Here is a 19905-nt window from a genome sequence, read left to right as displayed (position 1 = left end):
AAATTGGTCGTCTCTTGGGCTGTTGGGCGCCGAAACATAAATAATATATCATTCAGCACCGGTAGCCGATTCGCTTCACAAACTCGGTGCGTTTAAGTTGTGGTAATCGTACATTTTCCCGTGGCCAGAGCTTTCAAGGGAATCATTCCGCCATACGACACTGACGCACACGACACCTTCGTCGACCTGTTCGGGTTGTCGATCGTCGAACACTTGTCGATGATCGTGCTGTGTCTCCTGGCACTCAGTTATCCGATTCTCTGGCTTCCGGGTATCCATCCATCTCTCGTCGGGACCCTCAAAACGGGACTGCTCTTGCTTTACGTCGGACTCCGTGGCTTTGTCCATCTCCGGACGCACAAGGTCGAGATTATCTGGCCGTCCGTGTCGATCGCGTTCGCCGCGGTTCTGTTCACCCTCGTCGCGTACTGGTATAAGACTCACATTTTGATTCTCGTCTTCGGGTACGCGTGTGCCCTGCACGTCTATCGCCGACCAGAGATAGCAAAGCGGATCGTCCACCTCTTTACGATCTGGATGACGCTTCTGTCGGTGTATGCAATGCTGGTTCATTACATGCCTATTCCCGGTTTCGAGCCGATCGTGTATCCAGGCACACCGCACGAGACGTTCGTCGAACGGTTCGGGAATCCCAATTTGGTTCCCAACTCATTTGGATTCTACAACGGAAACGCGACCCCAGTCCCCGTCTCGATTGCGTTCGTCTTCTCAATCGCGTACGCTCGAAAGAGCAGTTACTACTACCTTCCGACCCTCATCCTGCTAACGTATCTGTTCGTTCTCGTGGACATTACGGGCGGACACGGGCGCGTCGGACTGGTCTTGCCAGTCTTCGTCCTCATCGTTCTGCTCCTGGAGAAACTTCGTCTCGAACAGTTACTGCCGGTCGCGGTTTTCAGCCCGCTGTTTCTCTGGATCGGGATCTTCATTATGACCACAGTGTGGGAACCGGTCGGCTTCGTCTACTGGCTGGACGACTTCATGTCGAGTCGAATCAGTCTCTATATGGATTCGATTCGCGTCTTGCTGCGTAACTCGTGGGCTCCGATCGGAATAGGGCCTGCACCATGGGGTGAATACACCTACGCGGAACTTGGTGTCGGTGTGGAGACTGCTCCGCTGTCATTTTACGATCCGAAACTAACTCGTTCGCATAACTTAGCCTTCGAATATTTGATTGAGTACGGATTCGTCTCTGGTGGAATGCTATTCTATCTCTGCTGGAAACTCTCAAGCAAGACCGCAGATTTACTTTGCGACGACTCCCCGACCCTCTGGGGAGTTTCAATCGTAGTGGTCGGTTCAGTATTCGGCGGCGTTACAGCCGGACAACTCGGTCCGTTCCCCACGATGGACCCGTCGATGATCTTCTGGTGGCTCTGTTTCGGAGTCTTCATAGGTCTCGTAGCCAAACGGTCCAGATCCCCGTCGAAAAAGTGCCAGATCCAAACGCCGAACCGCTGATCCCAATTTAATTGTCCGAAAGTACTGCACTTCAAGTGCCTGTTGCGACCAACTGAAGAGAGAATCGATTCGGCTTGATAATCGGGACAATATCGAAGCGCCGTCTACTCAAGTTCTTGACGTAGTTGTGGTGGTAGGTACTGTATTCTCCACCGATGTATGGTTTCTCGGAGTCAATCCCGGACTCTCGGGCTGCACCTAGCAAGTTTAGTGTTCCATCGACGTTGACTTCGTCATACTTCTGGGGGTTCTGACACTGTGTCGAACGATTGTCTGAGCAGCCTGGTGGTAGATGTAGTCTGCGTCGGCCACAAGATCTGCGATAAGATCGGCATCACGAATGTTGCCCCTGATTAATTTGTAGTGGCCACAGCCAGTTTCAGTCAGTTCCCGGCACTGCTGTCCCGTGTACCGTCTGATATCAATATCCTAGAGCGGATCGAGATTATCGAGTGCGATCACATCGTGGCTGTCCGTGACGAACCGTTCCACCAGGAGGTCGCCGATAAATCCTGCATCGCCGGTGGCGAGTATTCGCACTATCTGTGATGGCGAAGACTGCGAGTGAAATCCGTGGAGAGTCATTCTTGGCCGTCCATCCCTTGGACCAGTTCAGTTTCGTTATCGCCGAGTTCACCAGTCAGTCGTACTTCGTCTTCATCCCGATCTTCTGGCTTCTCAATCACTTCTGTGATCTCACGACACAGCTCGCGACCGAGGATATGTGGCGATGGGTCCGAGTGGAATCGTGACCGGTTTGGCGCTATATGTGACGATGCAAGAGAGCGTATACAGCGAAGCTATGGGTTAGAGCTAGTCGAATCCACCCCGGCCGAGGCTGGCGACGACGAGGCTGTCGAGATGGCACGCGTCGATACTGCTCACTCGCACACGAGTCGCCTGTCACCACCTGTGGCGTACGTGCCGTTGGTTCACGGGCACAGGTGTACAGAGTGTGACCTAGCGACGATGGCTGGTACAGGCCGCGGTCGATCCAACCTTGGAAAATCACTCTAAAAGTAGTGCTGTGTTGTGAGGAATCTGCGACTGGAACGACAAGGGGGAAGTGAGCCTACCCGTCGCGAAGGCACAGTTTCGCAACGATTAAACCGTCGCCACCCATTCGTCCACGTGCTACGTCACGGGCCGGTGGGGTAGCTTGGTATCCTTCGGCCTTCGGGTGGCCGTAACCGCGATTCGAATTCGCGCCGGCCCACTACCTATATACCCTTTTTCCAGGGTTCTCCGACAATTAGCGGCTGCTTTGGGAGGTGGTCGGCGTGAGCATTGACCACGGCCGACACCGCCCGATCTGTAACTACTGTGGTGGTTACATCGAAGAGCCACTGCAACGGTGTCCGGCGCGCGACGAAGGGGTGTGTCGCCCGTGAAGTACTGTCCCGAGTGTGGCAGCCGGATGCAACGCGGTACCCGCGGCGACTCACCGATCCCGACCGAATGGTGCCCCGACTGCCACGGAGGCGGGCAACAATGAGCATCGTCGAGGATGTACCCGCCGGCCCGTCACCGGAGCGCATCGGTGGGCTCCCGCGCTTCGAACTGCCCGACGACTTCACCATGTCCAGCAGCTGGAAGCGCGCACAGGAGACAACCGACGACGGCGGCCCGATCAACGGGGCAGAGCGTATGGTCTCTCTATCGGACAGTGACAGCTACCACAGAGTCGTCTGGGCGCTCTCTGGCGGCTCACTGCGCGCCGAGTGTCCCTGCAAGGGCTTCCATCATCGGGACTGGTGCGCACATCTCGCCAGCCTGTGGTGGCGCTGGGTCCGCGGCCAGATCGAAGTTACGCACATCGACACCGGCCGGCACTATCGGACTCCCCCGTCGTGGCTGTCCTTCGACCGCGAGGACCGGAGCCACGTGCTCGAAGGACTGACGCCCGCCGAACTCGACGCCTATCTCACCTGCGAGTGGGGCGACGTAGGCGTTCGGGAGTACGCCCGCCAGACGGACCGGTCGCCGGGAACCGTCGGGAATCAGCTACGCTGGGCACGCGAAAAGGTCGGTGGTCAGCGATGACCGGACCGACCCCCACCCCACTCTCTCAGCGATGTACGGGGGGGTGTCCGCCACCATACACTCGAACCGAAACACACCCACTATTCGGCACCCCCCGGATGCGGGGTAACCGAACCCCTGTTTCATCTGTGTCCGCAGTGGAAGCCCGATCTGCGGACAGGAGGGTCGCATGAGCAGTCAGTCACGAGGCAGTCGTCTTCCCGGCGACTCCGAGGCTAACGACCGCCACCGGACCGAGGAACGCGCCGAGGCGCGTCTCGGCGACGAACTGGGCCGACGCTTGGCGATCTACCTCGACGAGCACGGCGAGAAAAAGAGCGAGGTGCTTCGGGAAGCCCTCGACGAGTACCTTCCGTCGTCGGAGCGGTCCCGGTTCGTACTCCCGAAGGACCCCGATCTCGCGGACGCTTATGTTGAACTCGCTGGCGAGGAGCGACGAGTCATACCAGTCGAGGCGGCAAAAGACATCATCTGCCGAGAGTCCCACCCGAACAAGAAGAAGGTGCTTGTGAAAAGCGAAATTCTGGACCCTCTCGACGGGAGTGGGCTCGTGACTGTTCGCTCTGGCCGCGTCGCTATCCATCCGCTAACGCTCCGAACTGAGGTGTCCGACGGTGAGTGAGCAGTCTACGAGCGGTACTGAACGGACCACCTACATCGACGAAGACGGCCTTCGAATCCCGCCAGAAGTTCGGGAGTTCGATCAGCAGCTCGTTATTCGGACCCCTCGGAGCACAATCCAACACTTCGGTAGCGGCTCTGTGGGCCCGTTTTACCCGATGGTGAGGGCTGACGATTTCGGGCCTGTCGATGAGTTCCGCGATCCAAAGAATCCCGATCTCGCCCCGGACAGAGTGTCGATAAAACCGCAGGGAAAGGAACCGATCATCTACGCGGTACACACGGGAGGTGAATCGGCGTGACGGTCGAGCGAATCAAGATCGGCGGCAAGACCGAGGACGGCGATCCGGTTCACCTCTCACCGTGGACCTTCGAGACGCCGCAGATACGGGAGATCGTGGAGAAGTGGCTTGCTGGCGAGGTCCTGAACGCCTGCGCCGGAAAGACGAAGCTCGACCACGATGGGGCGATTCACCGGAACGACCTCGATCGTGACCGCGACGTCGACACGCACTACGACGTTCGGGAGCTCGACGAGCACCTGGACCACGACCGGTTCGATACCGTCGTCTACGATCCGCCGTACACGGCAGAGATGGCCGAGCGGCACTACGATGGGAACCACGTCGGACGGAAGTGGGAGGCCCGCGGAGCGATCGCGAACGTCACCGCGCCCGGCGGCCACGTGCTGACGTTCGGCTACAACTCCGACGGACTCGACGGCTGGGACGGCTGGGAACGGGTTGCGACCTACTACTTCCGGACTCCGAACTGGTCCGGGTGCGACATCGCGCTCTCTGTCGATCGAAAGGGGGGCGCTGCACCGATCGCGGGTGAGGTTCCCGACCTGACCGAACAGACGACCTTGGTTGCAGCGACGGACGGCGGTAACGACTGTGCTGTAGACACGGCTACTGACCAGCAGTAAACGGCTCACCCTGCTTTTCCAGCATCTCCCAGTCGAACCCAGACGGCGCGACCATGATAACCCCAGTCCCGGCGAGCAGTGCCAGCTCCACTTCACTACTCTGCTCGATGCCCTGATTCCGAGCGTGGGGTTGCGGATACGGAACGTAAATCGACGATCCGCCCTGTTCCTGCGCTTTTGCATCACCAAGGGGCACCACCGGACTGTCCGACAGCGCCCGACCAACGTTGTATCTCACTTGCCGCTGCGACATGGAACCGTCTAGAATTTGATTAGTAAAAAGTCTGTATCCGACTATATACTCGTACTCGGAGTGGCCCAGTCACCCAACACGCTCTACCTCCCGTTTGGGTGTATGGTGGTGACCTCATTCTGTGACCACACGAATCGAGTACGGGAGTAAAGACGCCGCAGACGCCGCGAGAGAGCGACACGAGGAGTACCTGTGTACGGACGACGACCGGCGGCTGAAGACGGTCGCCTACTCGGATGCCGACACGCCGGAACACGTGCTCGATGCCGAGCGCCTGGAGGCTGCCGACAGTCGGGGCGAGCAGAGCGACGGTCCCGGTCAGGTTCCGCTGTCCGACGGCGAGCGTGACCGGATCGACTTCTCGAAGGCACGCGCCTCGGTACCCCACGCGAAGGCGGTCAAGGGGATCGCCCGGTCCGAGGGCGTCGAGGACTGGGTGAGCTACTACGACGGCACCCTCACCGTCGACGAGCACCGCGAGGTGATGGCGAAGGCGAGTCGCGAAAGCGGCAAGCGCACCGACAGGGAGAGCGTCGACGAAAAGGCCGCCAACGCCGCCCAGACGGCGAAGGGCGAGCAGTGCGACCACGCCCGCGGGCACTGCGAGCGGGGCGACCCCGAAGCCTGCGAGTTCCTGAGCACGACCTGCGACTACAGCGAAGAAGAGGTCAACCGGATGCTCGCCGCGAGGGAACCCGAGCGCCCTCCCGAACCGGTCCATCCAGACGACCGGGACGACGAGCAGGGCAAAGGGGCAGTAGAGGGTGCTGAAAGCGGTGAATCCACCGCTCTCACCGGCAAGCAGAAAGGCGCGCTCAAGCGCGGTTGGAACGGCTACCTGAGCGCGCTCGATGCGCTCGACGATACACTCGCCACCGTCACCGAGGAGTGGCACCACGCACAGCAGGCCGCGCGAGCGATAAACGCGGTACGGGATACGGCCGGCCAGTCCCCGCTCGACTTCGAGCGACTGGAGGAAACGCAGGCCGACCTGCTTGATTTAGCGCGCTCGATGGCCGCCGACTGCCACGAGTGTCACGCCGACCACGGCGAGCACGCTCATCCAGTGACGGCAGGGGAACGCGAGGACCTTCGAGCGGCGCTGAAGGGCACCGCTGACACGCCGGTCGGCACCGCCGACCAGACTGACGACGCATTACTTACCGACACATGACAGGACCACCTTGCCCCGCAGAGGGGTGCGACTACAACGACGACGGAGAAAAGAGCGCGAGCAGTGTGCGCCGGCACATCAACGCGAAAGCAGACGACGCCCACGAGGACACCGAAGCACTCCGAGCGGCGCTGATGGAGCAGACGAGCACCGCCGACGAGGGCGACGAAGGGGATGATGACCCGCCCGGAACCGGTGGTGCCGCTGCTACCGAGGAAGACGAGAGCGACGAGCAGGGCGAAGCGGTGGTAGAGGGCGCTGAGAGCGGTGCAAAAGCGGGAAACGAGCACCCCGAGGAGGGCGACGACATGGACCAATCCGACGAGTACGAGCAACAGCTACAGCAGCAGGGTGCTGAGAGCAGCGGTGAAAGCACCGACGGCAGCGGTACGGACGAGCAGGACGAGCACGCTCAAAGCGATGCGTCGAGCGGTGGCAGCGGCCGCTCGGGGCTTGCCATCCTCGGTGGAACCATCGCCCTGCTGGTGGCCTTCCTCGTCGCGACCAGCGGCGACAGCGACAACGAGGAGGAACCGGTCGAGGTAGAGAGCGAGGTATCCGACGCCGGTCCCGTCGACGAAGGCGAGACTCCCCAGGAGGTGTTTTGATGAGCGAAGCCGAGAGCGCCGAGGAGGAGCCACCCGAAGAGCCCGAACCGGACCCAGAGACCAGCGAGGAAACCGAAGACGACCGGCCGGCGATCGACGACGACGAGCGGGCCGACGTGGACCTCGACGATCTCGACCTCGACACAGACGCCATCGAAGAGGAAGCCGGCGCTGGCAGCGACGAGCAGGACGACGAGAGCGGCGAGGAGACCACCGACGACGAGCCACAGTCGATGGTCCCAGACGGCGAGTCGTGGGGCGACCAGTACGTGATGATGCTGGCACTCCTCCTCGGCGAGATCGCCGAAGCGAGCGACGGACCGACCGAGAAGGACGCCGAGACCATCGAGGACCTCGCCCGCTCGCCCCCGGTCGAACTGGACGACGCGGTCGACCAGTGGCTTGCCGAGTCGGGCATGGGCACCGACTTCTCGCCCGGCAAGCAGGTGGCCCTCGGGACCGCCGGGCTGGCGCTGGTGATCGTACTCACCGAGACGGATCTGGCACAGGACGCTATCAGTGACCTCACCGACGACCTGGACCTACAGCTATGATGGAACGCATGAAGCAGCTACGGCAGATGAAAGGCGATCTGAACGACCCTCACAACTCCGAGCGGATCACGGCCCACGCCCGAGTGCTGGCCGAGATCGAAGCCCAGCAGCGGGCGGCCGTGCTCGACCAGCGCGAGCAGTTGGGGATCGACCCCGACGACGGCGTGGACGAGCACGACGTGGAGGAGCGCGTGGCGGAGATCTGCGACGTGCTCGCCGCTCAGACGCCCGGCGGCCCGTCGCTCGCCGAGATCTGGCTGGCCCACCACGCTCCCGAAGACCTCGACGTCGACGACCCGGAGACGCTGGCGACCTACGCCGAGATGGACCACAGCGAGTGGAAACAGCAGGTCAGCCGGTGGGCCGACGCAGTGCGCCACCAGGCCGACGGGCTGCACGGTCGCTCTGATCGAGAGGTTGCGGACCACCACGTCAGCGGCCAGTGGGGCGTCTCACTCGACCGCTTCGAGCAGGTGATCGTCGAGTTCGACCGAGAGCGAGCGATGGAGGAGCTGCTTGCCGGCCCGAGCGAGGCGACCGAGGGGGCCATCTACGCGAACACGGAGGCGCTGGCATGAACGTAGCTCTCCCACCGACCTACGAAGTCAAGAAGACGGCCGAGGCGATGGCGTGGGTGCTGGCCGTCGCACTCCTACTGGATGCACTCCTCACCCAGCAGCGAAGCAGCAACGCGACCGGTCCCGGCGAGCAACCGGACCGAGCCGTTCTGACCGATCTGGACCTCGATGCTCTGGCCGACGGTGAGCAACGGCGCGTCAGGACCTACGGCGGCGACACACTCCGGCTCGAAGCCGAGCACGTCAAGGAGGGCGACAACGAGGAATGACGGACCCCGAGTGTACCACATCACGCCGGACGTGCGACTGTTGCGGGCGGTCGATCTGCCGGCGCTGTGGCCGGTGCTTCGAGAAGTATCTGGAGTTCGGGGCAAGCCCGCCACCTACCCGGTCGACGCGGTGCCCCTCACGGTGGTGCCGACTCGCCAAGCGCTTTGACCCTCGCCGGCTTCGGCGCGGCGACACACCCCGAACCGGTGCCTGCACGGGGGTAGAGGCGTGAATCTGGCCTTCGTCGCCCAATCGGGATGGGGCAAGAGCTACCACGCCCAGGCTTGGATGGAGAGCAACGCCCAGGAGTACGAATCGATGGCCGTACTCGACTACTGCGGCGAGTATCGCGGTCTCGTCAAGGAGGGGATCGCCTCTCACTGGATCGTCGGCCGCGTCGAAGAGCAGTGGTCCGTCTCCGACTGGGTGACGTTCCTGCAAAACAACCCGTTCGTGGTGCTGGAACGCAACAAGAAGCACCTGGGCACCGACCGGTGGCGCGACGTGTGCGCCACGATCGCCTCAGCCCTCCGTCGGCTCGATCGGGACCAGCTCGTCGTCATCGACGAAGCCCACTTCGTCGCGCCCCAGCAGATGAAGCTCCCCCAGCCGATCAAGGAGCTGGCGACGACGGGGCGAGGGGCCGGCACGTCGAGTATGTGGGTCACTCAGCGACCGGCCGAGATCGACAAGACCGTACTCACACAGTGTCAGGCCCGGATGATCGGCGGGTTTGACGGCTTGGAACTTGGCGCTCTCTCGTCCGCTCTGGAGTACCCCGCCGAACTGCACGACAACACGGCCGACCCCGACCCTCGCCGGGTGCCCGACGAACTCCTCCCGCCCGATCGGGAGCGGCCCACGTCGCTCCAGAAGCACGAGGACGAGCAGGAGCGCACGATCGGGAGTGAGTGGATTTACAGCGACGACGACGGCGAGCAGTACCGTGTCAACACGCAGAACGTCACGATGGACAGCACGCACTACGGCAGCGAAGGCAACGACCTCAACCCCCCACAGTACGGATGATGACACAGATCACCCTGCGCGGCGACGACAGCCAGCGATTCGAGGAAGTGCGCGACCAGATCGACCGGAAGCGCCCCGGTAGCGAACCGAACAACGCCGAAGTGGTTCGCGTGTTGATGGACGACTGTACGTACTGAACCCAGACTGAAGCACTGTGCTTCACACCGTAGCAGACTGCTTCACTATTTCGTCGGTTCTTGAAGGATATCGGGCCGCTACTGCTCGATTGCATGGACTTTGGTAATGCAATGTCGACGCTCGCCAGCGAGGACTACGTGATGGACGTGGCCCTCATCGGTGGCGGCTACATGGCACCGGAACTCGTACAGTACGCAGTCGAAGACAAGATGGGGCGGGACCTCCCCAACGAAGCCTACGGCGCGACAGTGGCCGCTGGCGGCGCGCTCTACGGCGGCGCTGGCCGGAAGGTCGCCATCGGCGGCGGCATCAACGTCCTCGAAGAACTCCGGGCGCGGGTCTCGGGGGGTAACTGATGTCGGAGAGTCTGACCAACCTCGGCAGCGCGAAGGTCGACGCCACCGAGGAGACGAACATCAAAGACACCGACAGCACGATCCTCACGTGGTCGCCCGTCGACGGGCTCGTCATCGAGATCGACAACCACGTCTACGGTGGGTCTGGTGTCCCCATCTACGCCGAGCTGAAGGACGCCGACGGGAACGACCTGCCCCGCGACACCGAGGTGATCCTGCGGTGGGATACCCCGAGCCGGGATCAGCCGATGGTCGTGAGCGAACGGCTCAGCAACATCCGTCAGTACCGGACCCTCTCACTCACCGAGCAGCAAAACGAGGACTACCGCGAACAGACCCGCACCGAACTGAAGGGCGACGGCCTGGTCGTGCTCGACTTCGAGGAGGTGCAGGTCGCCATCCGATCCTCGAAGCAGATCGACTGGGACAACTCGCGTGTGGAGATCGATCGCAAGGCTGTGACCGTCCGAGCGGAGGACTGACAGCATGAACGAGCAGATCATGCAGCGTCTTCGGGAGGCCAACACCAGCCGCGACAACATCACAGCCGGTGATTTCACCTTCTCCACAGGGTCGCCGGGACAGCCCACGACCGTCGCGGAGTACCAGCCCAAGCGGGCAGTGTCCGTCGACGGGAGCCGCCCCTTTGACCTGTCGCTGGTGGCCTACGAGACGTTCACGACCGACGGGACAGATGGGAACACCGAGACGTTCTCCCTGTCTCACGAGCTGATCGACTCGAATGTGGTCACCGACTCGCTGGTGCTGTACGAGGGCGACAAGCGGGTTCAGCCCGACTCGGTCGACTACGCCGGAGACTCGTTCGACTACACGGCCGGTGGCGCAGACAACACGCTCACGGCCTACTACACGAGCGGTGCGCAGGCCCTCGTGGAGTTGCAGAAGGTCGCACCCAACGGGACGCCGGACGTACTGTTTTCGGCGGACATGGGGATGATCCACCGTCGGGACCAGGGCAAGGAGCCGATCACCGTCGACGCCGATCAGTCCCCACTCCATCCATTCGTTCCGGCGGACTTCACACTCGCACTCACCATCACGGCCCCGTACACGGTCGCGTTCGCTACGGACGCGAACGGATCGGGGACCGAGGTGGTCGCAACGAACGCGCTCACTGACCTGCCTGTCCGCGGAGCCGAAGGTCCTATCGACGGACTGAAGCAGGCAGTGGCGACTGACGCGGCACGGAGGTAGAGCCGTGCCGCCCGGCGGACTTGTTACACGACCCGCAACCGGACGAGAGGCATCTGGCACCGGGCCACGAACCGCAGCAGCGACCACGAGCACCGAGCAGGGAAGCCAACAGTACGGACCGGACGACTCGGCGCTGGACGAGTTCTTCCGTCAGCGTCCGATCAACCGCGACGACCTGCTGCTGGCGAGCACCCTGTGCATGCTCCTGTTGCTGCTGTACACGGCGATGGAGGACGGTACGATATGACTCACGACGACATAGCCGCCACAGAACGGCGGCACGACAGTGACGACGTGGTGATCGGCCGATGAGTACTGTCGGCCCCGACAGCGTCATCGAGCGGGTGCTGTCCGAGTACAACATCGGTGCCGATTCCTGGCACGAAGATCTGTTTGAGAGCGACACGGACCGGCTCTTGCTCGCGCTGTTGCTTGAGCAGCGAGGTGAACAGTACCTCGGCGAAACGAGCACCAGCGACGAGCCGACGTATTTCGTGACCGAAGAGCCGGTCTTGGTCGACTCTGTCAACCAGCAGGGCCTCGACTGGGGATTCCCGGCCGACACGGTCACCGTCTGGGGCTTCGACGAGCCCGTTCTGGTCTCGTTCCAGCAGACCGGGACCAACCGCGAAATTCCGCTCACGGCCGCTGAAGCGCCGTTTTCGCTCAGCCCACCTGGTGGACTCAACACCTCGAAGCTGTGGTACCGACAGATGACCGAGAGTGCCGCCGACACCACTCTGAAAGTGTTGGCACTACGATAGCATGACTTTCACTGGACCAAACGCGACGACGTGGGGCAAAGCATTGGCAGCACTCAGAGACAAGGTGAGCGGCATGGCGAACTGGTCGCTCGAAGACACCTCCGCGACCGGCGACGCCGAGAGCATCGCTGACGGAGAGTGGTTCGTCATCAGTACCCCGAACGGCGAGTGTTTCCGGATCGAAACGCTCGCCAACAACTATGACGGGGCCATCCGGATGGAGCACGGCCCTGACTGGGACTCAGCAAACTCGACGTGGGCTGACCGCTACGCGCACGATGTGGCTGCTGAGACCGGTACTGACGACTATGATGATCCGATGGGGTACGCTCCAGACAACAAGGGCGGAAAGAACATTCAAGAAGGCGACAGCGTGAGCTACTATCTCGACTACTCCGACTCTGACGGCTGGGTATTCTACGTCGATCGAAACGTCGGCGACGGCCACGACGAGGATATGGCGATCGGGATGGCCCGGCTCGCCGAGACCTGGGACATCGACGCGGCCGCCAACCGAGAGAGCAATTACGCAGTGCTCTGGCACGCACAGTGCTACGACAGAGATTACGATGACCGACACCCACGAAACTGGACGAACTTCCTGAGCGCGATGCCCGGCACGCAGTCGGGCAGCACCCAGCACGGTCGAGGGCAGGTGAACCCAGACAACAACTACGCGAACTACACGACGACTGACAACGTCGTGTGTTCTGGCCAGTACAAAAACAACGCCGGAAACGACGCCATCATCGGGACGCACTCGATGTGGGTTCGGGAGGAATCGGGCGACGACGCCAGCCACGAGGACACGATTCAGGACGACTCGGCGAACAACCTGTACAAGCTGTGTAAGGCCCACAACATCGCCCAGGTCGGCATCGCGATGGAGTGACCACCGATGGCGACTTTCACAGAGGCACCGACTGGGGCGGCCGCACAATCGCTGAGCGACAGCGACGAGTCGCGGACGGCCACGGCGGCCTCGGCGGCCACGTCGAGCCGGTCCCGGCCCGACACCCATCACACCGTGACCCAGTCGGGAGCTGTCACTGCGGATACGGTGCGGCCACGACCCGAGCGGCCGGGAGACGCAGCTGGGGCGGCGACGACCGACACGGTCCGACCGCGGCCCCACCGCCGTCGCGATCGCGCCGCGAGTACCGACCAGAGTGCGATCCTCATACCGGCAGCGTTCCGGCCCGTCCGGGTGACTGTCGTTGATCCCGACGGCAACCCGCTCCCAGAAGTCGAGTGGGTGATGTCTGCCGGCGTGTTCCCGACGGCGGCAGCGATCGACGACGACGCCCAGGGCGATCTCCCGTGTCTCTCCACGACCTACACGACGTTCATGGGAGTGGCTCGGAGATCGGGCGGACCCGATGGCGTCCGCTACACGTGGTTCAACCCGGCCACCGACGAGGACGGCAATCCGCTTCAAGATCCCATCGGGCCGCTGGACGATACTGCGACGATCGTCCTCGACCCGGTCAAGCTCAAGGGCCTCAGCGTCGGTCGTGGGGGCAACCTCGGGGGGCCTCTCTCGTGATCGACTACCGGCAGCGTATCTGTGACACAATCATGAACGACAGCAACACTCAGAACAGAGGTATCGAGCGATGAACGCAGTCGAAAGATGGGAACAGGCTACCGGGAAGGAGATCAGCCCCGACGGATCGATCTCCGAGTCAGACGACAGCACCGACTCGTCGCTGAGCGGCTTGTCGTCGAGTCGCGGATCGGAGCAGACACAGGACCTCATCGACCGGCAGACTGACGACTCGCGCGACGACGATTACACGGTCCCAGACGACGACCCGGCGGGCTCGGGAACGAACGGCTCGGATCACACGATCATCAGCGGGCGCAACGAGGGCAGTAGTGACACGACTGTTGGCCCGTCTGAAGGCGTCGAGGACACCGATGGCGACGGATCGGCCGACACGGTGGTGACGACGCCGGACTCGCGGACTGACGGGACCCCCAACTCCAGCCAGGAGGATCGAGGGACCACCGCTCCGGACGACTCGACCGACACGTCGGATTCCTCGGGATCGGGTGGCCCGTCGAGCGATAGTTCCCCGACTGGTCCGACCGGGCCGGCCGGCCTGCCGATGGAGGCAGTCGGTGCAGTCGCCGGGATCATGCTGTTGGTCGCGCTCTGGGGGTGGTGGCAGTGAGTCCAGCTCCAGCGGCAGCAGCAGCCGGCGGCGCTCTCGCTGAGAACGCCGACGAAGTGGCCGATGTTGCCAAGCAGGGCAGTGCCGACGCCCGTCAGGTCGCGGAGTCCCGCGGCGGGCAGATCTTCATGGTGATCCTCGGTCTCGGGCTGCTGTACTACATGTACACGGCCGTTACCGTCGGCAGCGACGTGGCTGACGGCGCACAGGATGCCGCGGGTGACGTGGGCGGCGCTGCTGGCGATGCCTGGGACGGTGCAACGGACGTAGCCGACGGCACCGGCGACGTAGTGAGAGACGGCCTCGACTGGCTGTTTACCAACGGTGCCGGTGCAGTCGAGGAGGCGGCAGACGACTCCGAGGAGGCCGGCGACTGGGCGGCTGGCGGTGCGGCCGACGCCGTCGAGAACGTCGGCAGCGAAGCCGGCGAAGCGTGGGACTGGGCGGCCGGCGGTGCGGCCGACACGGTCGAGGACGCCGGGGACGCCATCGGAGGGTTGCTCTAATGGGTGTCCAGATCGGTCTCGGGACGGTCGCGGCGCTCCTGTCGGTGCTCGTCGGGATCGAGCTTGCGCAGTTGGAGGTACTGCGACGGACGGCCCAGCGGTCGCGCTCGAACCGGAAGCGGCTCAGAGCGCTCTTGCGGGCCTTCAGTGTCCATCCCGACGAAGGACCGGCCTACGACGTGGACGCCGACGCACTCGGAGGTGAGTCGTGATGCAGGCCGCCCTGGCCGCGCTCCCCGAGACGCAGACGGTCGCGTTCGGCCTGCTGATGTTCCTCGGTGGGATGAGCGTGCCCACACGGTACGGCATGGAGCGCGTCGAGGGCTTCGGGCGAGCGGTCGCGAGCAAGCTCCCGTACCAGCCCCCGCCGGGACAGGACGAGCAGCAGGCGATGGCCGACGCCGTCGACGGCGGTGAGGGGTGAGCGTCGACGACGAGATCCTGGTGCGGTGCGACCTGGCGCTGGTCACCGAGCCGGCGCGGTAGCTGTTTCAGATCGCTTTTAGTTTGAGCTGGAGATAAATGAACGCCAGTGCAGTGAACGCGACTATAGCCATTGACATCCCGATGGGGATCTGTGGTATCATAGTCAGATTATTCCATCACTTATATTAGAAAAGAACTGCCTATCTGCACAACCTAACCATAATGTTTAAATCTATATCATATGATTTATATACATTGTTCTCTGTTGATGGTTAATATGGGTCGAGGCTCCCGTACTGCAAACTACGCGATTGGAACCGCTACGAACAAGAATACAATCCAGAATATGTATATTTATGGCGGGAGCCTCTGGATTCTGTATTATTTATTGACCGGTCTCGCTGACGCTGGGACGTTCTCTCAGGCATTCGCGATCATGATGGATGTTTACATCATGAAACTGGTCGGATGGCCTTTGGATGAAATCTTGTTGTCTGAGAATCTTCGAGGGCTACTGCGAAGCCACTTCCAGACATGGGTAGTTGGTTGGTTAGCTGCGACCGCAAAATATGGTATAAACTCCTGAGTTGTAGAATCGAGTCTCGTCCTATGCGTCTCCTCGATCAACGCCCACACTACTCTCGATCTCGAACTCAATCCCTCTCGTCGACATGGTCTTGGCAATCTCGCGCTTCTGCTTGGTCGTCAGGTCGTCCCGCTCCAGCACGTCCCGAGCTGCCTCGACGAGTGCCGGCACGTTGTCGCAGGCGTAGGCCACAGCGTCCGATCGATTGCAGTCGTAGAAGTCGGCGGCCTGCTCGATCGCGTCGAAACGATACTCGTTACCATCGCCAGTGCGGATGCGGACGGACTTGGGAACGTCTTTCGTCGCCATGCTCGTGAACACGACCCCCGGAATCCTAGTTTTTTCGGCTCACTGGACGGGCCATTTCGGCCCGATTTGGGGGTGAAGTGCTGAACTGCCGAGGAGATTCGTGGTCACGATCAGGGACGAGCCGCGAATATGAACACGGAGTGACCCAGTCTCGTGTTCATATTGGAGGAAGCCATTTTCTCGACGCGTAACCCCATGCGGTCGCACCCAGAGAGTCTTCCCAGCAACTGAGAGGGAACTACCGGCAAAACTCAAGTGTGCCGCTCTACAATATCGTAGTGTAGCAATGTCGAAGCAGATGAAGAAAACTGTAGTTTCAGGCGACGAGTCAGACATTCACGACGAGCCGCACATCCGCGGCCGTCGCATCACGGTTGGCTATATCCACGACCGCGTCGAGGAGCGCGGGCTGCGGCCCGAGACCGTAGCTGACCGGCACGATCTCCCACTGTCGAAGGTCTACCACGCGCTGGCGTACTACCACGACCATCCCGACGAGATGGACGCCGTGGAACGCCAGCGAGAGGAGGCCGCGGAGATCGCGCGGGAAGAGTCGACGCTCACCCCACCTGATGAGTGAGGATGACGGTGCGCTTCCTGCTCGACGAGAACATGGAGCCGCAGGTACGCCACAAGCTGGATGCCTACGGCTACGATGTCGAGCACGTCGGTGACGTAGCAGAGTTGGACCTGGGGACGACGGACGACCAGATCGTCCGCTACTCCGCTCGCGAGGAGCGAGTGATCCTCACCTACGACGACGACTTCATCACGGACCACGACCACGACGCCTACCACTGCGCGATCTACTTCGTGGATCAGGACTTCTCGGGCCGAGAAGTGGCCGAGATCGTCCACAAGATGGCGTCGACGTATCCCGAATCGGAGTTCCGTGGGCTGGAGTTCGGGAGCAAAGACTGGCTGTAACAGTCCCCAGCAAACAAAGAGTCGGTCATTTCACCTCTGGTCTCCACGGAATCCGACCCCGTTCCACGCTGACACAGGTTACTGCTGAATCCGCTTTTTAATGGCAGCTTTTGAGAATTCTGAAACCAGACCGTATGCAGCTTCACGAAGTGGAGGACGAGAACGCCGTTCAGCACGCTCGTGTGCTTGTTCCATCCTGATCTTCTTGATTATATCGTAGATCCGTTCGTGACTCGTGTAGGTCGGCTTCTCGCTCTCGTTCGCAGTATAGAGTATCCAAGTGAAACCGTCTGTTGCAATACCGACGATCGGGCGCTCTGTTGCCATTTCGAGATATTCTACAGACTCTTTCCGACCGCTCGCGATCTGACCAGGAGTCTTCACTTCACCGAAGTTCTCAATATCGAGGTTCAATACAGTGAAATCGGGGATTCGACCTTCAAGCCCGGTAAATCCTTTCGGGCGAAATCGGACATTCAAATTCAGAGCGTTCGCGATTGGCTCAATCAGGTTGTCCTCGACAAACCGTTCGGGTTCTTGATTGATCTGACTACCGTGTAGATTGTTACCATCAAGAATTACGTCAGCAGCGTGCTTTCCAGCACGTTCCTCAAACGTCTCGACGAACCGTTCAATCTCTCGTACGACTCTCTGCGCCTGTGGATCGTTGCGTGTATCGTTTAAGCCCGACTGATCGGTCATTTCCGTAGCACCCGATCAACAGTCGGCCGTGGCAGGTTCTCGGCGTCGAGCTCGCCGTCGAGATACCGGTGGCCGTCACCTGTGAGTTCGTAGCTTGCCAGCCCCATCGTATCCGCAAGACCGGCGTAGCGGAGCATTTCGAGCCGTTCACAGACGTGGGCCGTCGAAACCTTCGTGAAGGCGTTCCGTGAGATCATCTCCGGTTCGGCCCACTCTTCCTCTTCGAGATATTCGAGTATCCGCTCATCCTCGCGCTTCATCCAACTGGCTGTCTTCCGATCCATGTGTTACCCCGCGTTCTCCGACTCGGATGTGCTGGTCGTGCCGTTGTTCCCGTTCTCCCCGTTCACGTCGATCGGCTCGTCCTGCTCGTCTTCGTACGTGCTGATCTCACCGTTGAGGTACGCCTCGCCCCGGTCGGTGATTACGTAGACCCCGTTTCCGAGATCGAGCAAGAGGCCCTTGTCGGCGAGCTTCCGCAGTCGACGAGAGATCTGTTGTTTCGTGACTCGGATCAACCCTGTATCTTCCAGCATCTTTGGGGAGACACTGTCTTCGTCACGAGCAATCTCAAGGATTCGGTCATCCCATATGGTCATCCATGCGCCTGAACGTCTCATTTACATCAAATATGGCGTTTTAGAACGTCAAGGCCCGGAATATAGCATTTATAACTATATGCTATACTCTAAGCGCCAGCGTAACATCTATAACATAGCAGTGTTATTGGTGAGGTAGGAACCGCTTGGTCGGTTGATGATGACTCTCCTCGGTTCTCGAAGCCGGGCGGTGCAACAACACCGCCCGAAAAGGTGGTTCCACCGATAGCTATGATCGAAACCACTTCGACGGGGCTGGAGCCCCGTGCAGAGACTGAGGCATCGCCATCCAATAATTCTGACGCTGGCAGTTGCGCGACCTGTGGCGCGGCGGCCGACGGCGTCGACGCCCGCGACCGACTGCCGACGTGCGCCGACTGTGCCGGTCTCGTCGCCGACGGTGGCAAGTCAGACGATGACTGAGGACCGACGCCGTCGACGGTCCGAGCCGTCGGAACTGACCCCACGCGAGGCGTGCGACCGATACCTTCGGCGTCGCCGGTCGGACTCGACAGAGAAGAGCGTTCACGGCTGGGAGTACCGGCTGAAGCTCTTCGTCGAGTGGTGCGACGGCGTCGGTATCGAGACCGTCGGGGAGCTGCGTGGCTACGATCTCGACGAGTACTACGAGCTCCGATCGGCCAACATCGCACCCGTCACACTCGAAGGCGAGATGTGGACGCTGAAGATGCTCTTCGAGTTCCTCGAAGACATCGAGGCGGTGGACGACGGCCTCGCCGAGAGAGTCCGAATCCCCGACATCGACCCCGAGGAACGATCGAGCGACACGAAGCTCGACGCGCAGGAGGCCCGCGCCCTGCTGGAGCACTACCGGCAGTCCGATTCCGACTACGGGACCCGACAGCACGTCTTTCTCGAACTGGCGTGGTTCACTGGCGCTCGGCAGGGCAGTCTCCGAGCGCTCGACGTTCGGGACGCGGTGCTGGGCGAGAACCCCTACGTGATGTTCCGCCATCGTCCCGATACCGGGACGCCGCTGAAGAACAAGCGCCGGGGCGAGCGGCCGGTCGCACTCTCTCCAGAGGTTGCGGCCGTCGTCAAGACGTACCTCTCTGAGTACCGCTACGACGTGAACGACGATCACGGTCGCCAGCCGCTGCTGGCGAGCGCGAACGGCCGACCGACCAGCAACACGGTCCGATTCTGGAGCTATCTGGCGACCATTCCGTGTACATACGGCCTCTGTCCCCACGGGAAGACGATAGAGGAGTGCGACTGGACCGCCCGCCGGCACGCCAGCAAGTGCCCCTCGTCCCGATCTCCCCACCAGATCCGAACCGGGACGATCACGTGGTTGCTCAACCGCGGCTGGCCGCCCCAGGACGTAGCAGAACGGGTCAACGCCTCGGTCAAGACGATCGAGGACCACTACGACAAGGCGACTCCCGAGGAGCGCCGCGAACGACTGCGCGAGCGGATGGAAGACCGCCGCCGATCGCTCATCGACCAACTGGAATTTCAGAATGATGATAACTAACACGACGATCAGAAAACGGGAAGTAGACCATGCACAGGACCCTACGAATCGCGATAAACCAGAATCGCGCCGGCCCATTTTCACTCTACTACGCGAGAAGTCCTGAGAACGCAGAGTTCAGTGTACGTTGGGATAGAACGAAATACGCTACTTCACCGG

General features: G+C 61.5%; 33 protein-coding genes and 1 tRNA gene. 28 read left to right on the top strand and 6 right to left on the bottom strand.

All coding sequences use genetic code 11. The annotated features are described in order from the left end of the window. Positions 1 to 120: 120 nt before the first annotated feature. Positions 121 to 1485: an O-antigen ligase family protein gene (locus IL252_RS13770; RefSeq protein ID WP_208628455.1), complete on the top strand. Its 1365-nt coding sequence runs from the start codon at positions 121 to 123 to the stop codon at positions 1483 to 1485. Positions 1486 to 1692: 207 nt separating this feature from the next. Here the strand turns inward: IL252_RS13770 and IL252_RS17620 are convergent, their stop codons facing one another. Continuing rightward, complete coding sequence (locus tag IL252_RS17620; protein WP_342766466.1) at positions 1693 to 1827, bottom strand: hypothetical protein; 135 nt, start codon at positions 1825 to 1827, stop codon at positions 1693 to 1695. Positions 1828 to 2628: 801 nt separating this feature from the next. Here IL252_RS17620 and IL252_RS13760 point away from each other — a divergent pair. The 5 genes from IL252_RS13760 to IL252_RS13735 all read left to right on the top strand — a co-directional run bounded on the left by IL252_RS13760 (position 2629) and on the right by IL252_RS13735 (position 5077). Beyond that, positions 2629 to 2701, top strand: a tRNA-Pro gene (locus IL252_RS13760). A 275-nt stretch (positions 2702 to 2976) separates the two neighbouring features. After that, the gene (locus IL252_RS13750; RefSeq protein ID WP_244257160.1) at positions 2977 to 3528 is read left to right on the top strand and encodes an SWIM zinc finger family protein; all 552 of its coding nucleotides are present in this window, start codon (positions 2977 to 2979) and stop codon (positions 3526 to 3528) included. A 169-nt stretch (positions 3529 to 3697) separates the two neighbouring features. Beyond that, a complete protein-coding gene (locus IL252_RS13745; protein ID WP_208628453.1) occupies positions 3698 to 4150 on the top strand; it encodes a hypothetical protein in 453 nt (150 codons plus the stop codon). After that, on the top strand, positions 4143 to 4451 hold the full coding sequence (locus IL252_RS13740; protein WP_208628452.1) for a hypothetical protein: 309 nt from the start codon (positions 4143 to 4145) through the stop codon (positions 4449 to 4451). Before IL252_RS13745 ends, IL252_RS13740 begins: the two co-directional genes overlap by 8 nt. Further along, on the top strand, positions 4448 to 5077 hold the full coding sequence (locus IL252_RS13735; RefSeq protein ID WP_208628451.1) for a hypothetical protein: 630 nt from the start codon (positions 4448 to 4450) through the stop codon (positions 5075 to 5077). Before IL252_RS13740 ends, IL252_RS13735 begins: the two co-directional genes overlap by 4 nt. Here the strand turns inward: IL252_RS13735 and IL252_RS13730 are convergent. Beyond that, the gene (locus IL252_RS13730) at positions 5061 to 5330 is read right to left on the bottom strand and encodes a hypothetical protein (protein WP_208628450.1); all 270 of its coding nucleotides are present in this window, start codon (positions 5328 to 5330) and stop codon (positions 5061 to 5063) included. The two genes, IL252_RS13735 and IL252_RS13730, sit on opposite strands and share 17 nt — an antisense overlap. A gap of 121 nt (positions 5331 to 5451) precedes the next feature. On the opposite strand from IL252_RS13730, the gene IL252_RS13725 reads away from it, so the two are divergent. From IL252_RS13725 to IL252_RS13640, 18 genes are all read left to right on the top strand, one after another. Further along, entirely contained in the window at positions 5452 to 6504 is a 1053-nt protein-coding gene (locus tag IL252_RS13725; protein WP_244257157.1) for a hypothetical protein, read from the top strand. Next, positions 6501 to 7112 carry a hypothetical protein gene (locus tag IL252_RS13720; protein WP_208628449.1) on the top strand — a complete coding sequence of 204 codons (612 nt, stop codon included), beginning with the start codon at positions 6501 to 6503 and terminating at the stop codon, positions 7110 to 7112. The genes IL252_RS13725 and IL252_RS13720 overlap by 4 nt, the downstream gene beginning before the upstream one ends. After that, positions 7112 to 7666, top strand: coding sequence for a hypothetical protein (locus tag IL252_RS13715; RefSeq protein WP_244257154.1), 555 nt, complete (start codon positions 7112 to 7114; stop codon positions 7664 to 7666). The genes IL252_RS13720 and IL252_RS13715 overlap by 1 nt, the downstream gene beginning before the upstream one ends. After that, entirely contained in the window at positions 7663 to 8244 is a 582-nt protein-coding gene (locus tag IL252_RS13710) for a hypothetical protein (protein ID WP_208628447.1), read from the top strand. The genes IL252_RS13715 and IL252_RS13710 overlap by 4 nt, the downstream gene beginning before the upstream one ends. Continuing rightward, positions 8241 to 8513 (top strand): hypothetical protein, encoded by a 273-nt coding sequence (locus IL252_RS13705; protein WP_208628446.1) that lies wholly within the window; start codon positions 8241 to 8243, stop codon positions 8511 to 8513. Before IL252_RS13710 ends, IL252_RS13705 begins: the two co-directional genes overlap by 4 nt. A gap of 229 nt (positions 8514 to 8742) precedes the next feature. Next, positions 8743 to 9543 carry an ATP-binding protein gene (locus IL252_RS13700; protein WP_244257151.1) on the top strand — a complete coding sequence of 267 codons (801 nt, stop codon included), beginning with the start codon at positions 8743 to 8745 and terminating at the stop codon, positions 9541 to 9543. Further along, positions 9543 to 9680 carry a hypothetical protein gene (locus IL252_RS13695; RefSeq protein WP_170092363.1) on the top strand — a complete coding sequence of 46 codons (138 nt, stop codon included), beginning with the start codon at positions 9543 to 9545 and terminating at the stop codon, positions 9678 to 9680. Before IL252_RS13700 ends, IL252_RS13695 begins: the two co-directional genes overlap by 1 nt. Before the next feature lie 111 nt (positions 9681 to 9791). Beyond that, positions 9792 to 10037, top strand: coding sequence for a hypothetical protein (locus IL252_RS13690; protein ID WP_244257147.1), 246 nt, complete (start codon positions 9792 to 9794; stop codon positions 10035 to 10037). Next, on the top strand, positions 10037 to 10519 hold the full coding sequence (locus IL252_RS13685; RefSeq protein ID WP_208628444.1) for a hypothetical protein: 483 nt from the start codon (positions 10037 to 10039) through the stop codon (positions 10517 to 10519). The genes IL252_RS13690 and IL252_RS13685 overlap by 1 nt, the downstream gene beginning before the upstream one ends. A gap of 4 nt (positions 10520 to 10523) precedes the next feature. Further along, on the top strand, positions 10524 to 11252 hold the full coding sequence (locus tag IL252_RS13680) for a hypothetical protein (RefSeq protein ID WP_208628443.1): 729 nt from the start codon (positions 10524 to 10526) through the stop codon (positions 11250 to 11252). Positions 11253 to 11256: 4 nt separating this feature from the next. Next, complete coding sequence (locus tag IL252_RS13675; protein WP_208628442.1) at positions 11257 to 11499, top strand: hypothetical protein; 243 nt, start codon at positions 11257 to 11259, stop codon at positions 11497 to 11499. A 61-nt stretch (positions 11500 to 11560) separates the two neighbouring features. Next, positions 11561 to 12016: a hypothetical protein gene (locus IL252_RS13670; protein ID WP_208628441.1), complete on the top strand. Its 456-nt coding sequence runs from the start codon at positions 11561 to 11563 to the stop codon at positions 12014 to 12016. Positions 12017 to 12059: 43 nt separating this feature from the next. After that, on the top strand, positions 12060 to 12908 hold the full coding sequence (locus IL252_RS13665) for a hypothetical protein (protein ID WP_208628440.1): 849 nt from the start codon (positions 12060 to 12062) through the stop codon (positions 12906 to 12908). Between the two features lie 6 nt (positions 12909 to 12914). Next, on the top strand, positions 12915 to 13562 hold the full coding sequence (locus tag IL252_RS13660; RefSeq protein ID WP_208628439.1) for a hypothetical protein: 648 nt from the start codon (positions 12915 to 12917) through the stop codon (positions 13560 to 13562). A 70-nt stretch (positions 13563 to 13632) separates the two neighbouring features. Next, a complete protein-coding gene (locus IL252_RS13655; RefSeq protein ID WP_208628438.1) occupies positions 13633 to 14193 on the top strand; it encodes a hypothetical protein in 561 nt (186 codons plus the stop codon). After that, the gene (locus IL252_RS13650; protein ID WP_208628437.1) at positions 14190 to 14699 is read left to right on the top strand and encodes a hypothetical protein; all 510 of its coding nucleotides are present in this window, start codon (positions 14190 to 14192) and stop codon (positions 14697 to 14699) included. Before IL252_RS13655 ends, IL252_RS13650 begins: the two co-directional genes overlap by 4 nt. Continuing rightward, positions 14699 to 14911, top strand: a complete 213-nt coding sequence (locus IL252_RS13645; protein ID WP_208628436.1) for a hypothetical protein — start codon at positions 14699 to 14701, stop codon at positions 14909 to 14911. Before IL252_RS13650 ends, IL252_RS13645 begins: the two co-directional genes overlap by 1 nt. After that, complete coding sequence (locus IL252_RS13640; protein WP_208628435.1) at positions 14911 to 15123, top strand: hypothetical protein; 213 nt, start codon at positions 14911 to 14913, stop codon at positions 15121 to 15123. Before IL252_RS13645 ends, IL252_RS13640 begins: the two co-directional genes overlap by 1 nt. Positions 15124 to 15732: 609 nt before the next feature. Here IL252_RS13640 and IL252_RS13635 read toward each other — a convergent pair. After that, on the bottom strand, positions 15733 to 16020 hold the full coding sequence (locus tag IL252_RS13635) for a hypothetical protein (RefSeq protein WP_208628434.1): 288 nt from the start codon (positions 16018 to 16020) through the stop codon (positions 15733 to 15735). A 286-nt stretch (positions 16021 to 16306) separates the two neighbouring features. On the opposite strand from IL252_RS13635, the gene IL252_RS13630 reads away from it, so the two are divergent. Both IL252_RS13630 and IL252_RS13625 read left to right on the top strand, forming a co-directional pair. Next, positions 16307 to 16600 (top strand): DUF433 domain-containing protein, encoded by a 294-nt coding sequence (locus IL252_RS13630; protein WP_208628433.1) that lies wholly within the window; start codon positions 16307 to 16309, stop codon positions 16598 to 16600. Between the two features lie 2 nt (positions 16601 to 16602). Beyond that, entirely contained in the window at positions 16603 to 16947 is a 345-nt protein-coding gene (locus IL252_RS13625; RefSeq protein WP_208628432.1) for a DUF5615 family PIN-like protein, read from the top strand. Positions 16948 to 17025: 78 nt separating this feature from the next. On the opposite strand, the gene IL252_RS13620 is transcribed toward IL252_RS13625, so the two are convergent. From IL252_RS13620 to IL252_RS13610, 3 genes are read right to left on the bottom strand one after another with little or no spacing between them, the layout of a single operon-like run. Further along, the gene (locus IL252_RS13620) at positions 17026 to 17649 is read right to left on the bottom strand and encodes a hypothetical protein (RefSeq protein ID WP_208628431.1); all 624 of its coding nucleotides are present in this window, start codon (positions 17647 to 17649) and stop codon (positions 17026 to 17028) included. After that, entirely contained in the window at positions 17646 to 17933 is a 288-nt protein-coding gene (locus IL252_RS13615) for a hypothetical protein (protein WP_208628430.1), read from the bottom strand. The genes IL252_RS13620 and IL252_RS13615 overlap by 4 nt, the downstream gene beginning before the upstream one ends. Positions 17934 to 17936: 3 nt before the next feature. Beyond that, on the bottom strand, positions 17937 to 18185 hold the full coding sequence (locus IL252_RS13610; protein ID WP_244257145.1) for an ArsR family transcriptional regulator: 249 nt from the start codon (positions 18183 to 18185) through the stop codon (positions 17937 to 17939). 294 nt (positions 18186 to 18479) lie between these two features. Here IL252_RS13610 and IL252_RS13605 point away from each other — a divergent pair, with 294 nt between their 5' ends. Both IL252_RS13605 and IL252_RS13600 read left to right on the top strand, forming a co-directional pair. Beyond that, positions 18480 to 18671 carry a hypothetical protein gene (locus IL252_RS13605; RefSeq protein WP_208628428.1) on the top strand — a complete coding sequence of 64 codons (192 nt, stop codon included), beginning with the start codon at positions 18480 to 18482 and terminating at the stop codon, positions 18669 to 18671. Next, complete coding sequence (locus tag IL252_RS13600; protein WP_208628427.1) at positions 18664 to 19746, top strand: site-specific integrase; 1083 nt, start codon at positions 18664 to 18666, stop codon at positions 19744 to 19746. The genes IL252_RS13605 and IL252_RS13600 overlap by 8 nt, the downstream gene beginning before the upstream one ends. The last annotated feature ends 159 nt before the right edge of the window (positions 19747 to 19905 follow it).

Origin of the sequence: Halomicrobium sp. IBSBa, assembly GCF_017612575.1 — an archaeon.
In the GTDB taxonomy this organism is placed as follows: domain Archaea; phylum Halobacteriota; class Halobacteria; order Halobacteriales; family Haloarculaceae; genus Halomicrobium.
Note: the sequence above shows the minus strand (reverse complement) of the source record. Positions and strands in the feature narration are given on the sequence as shown.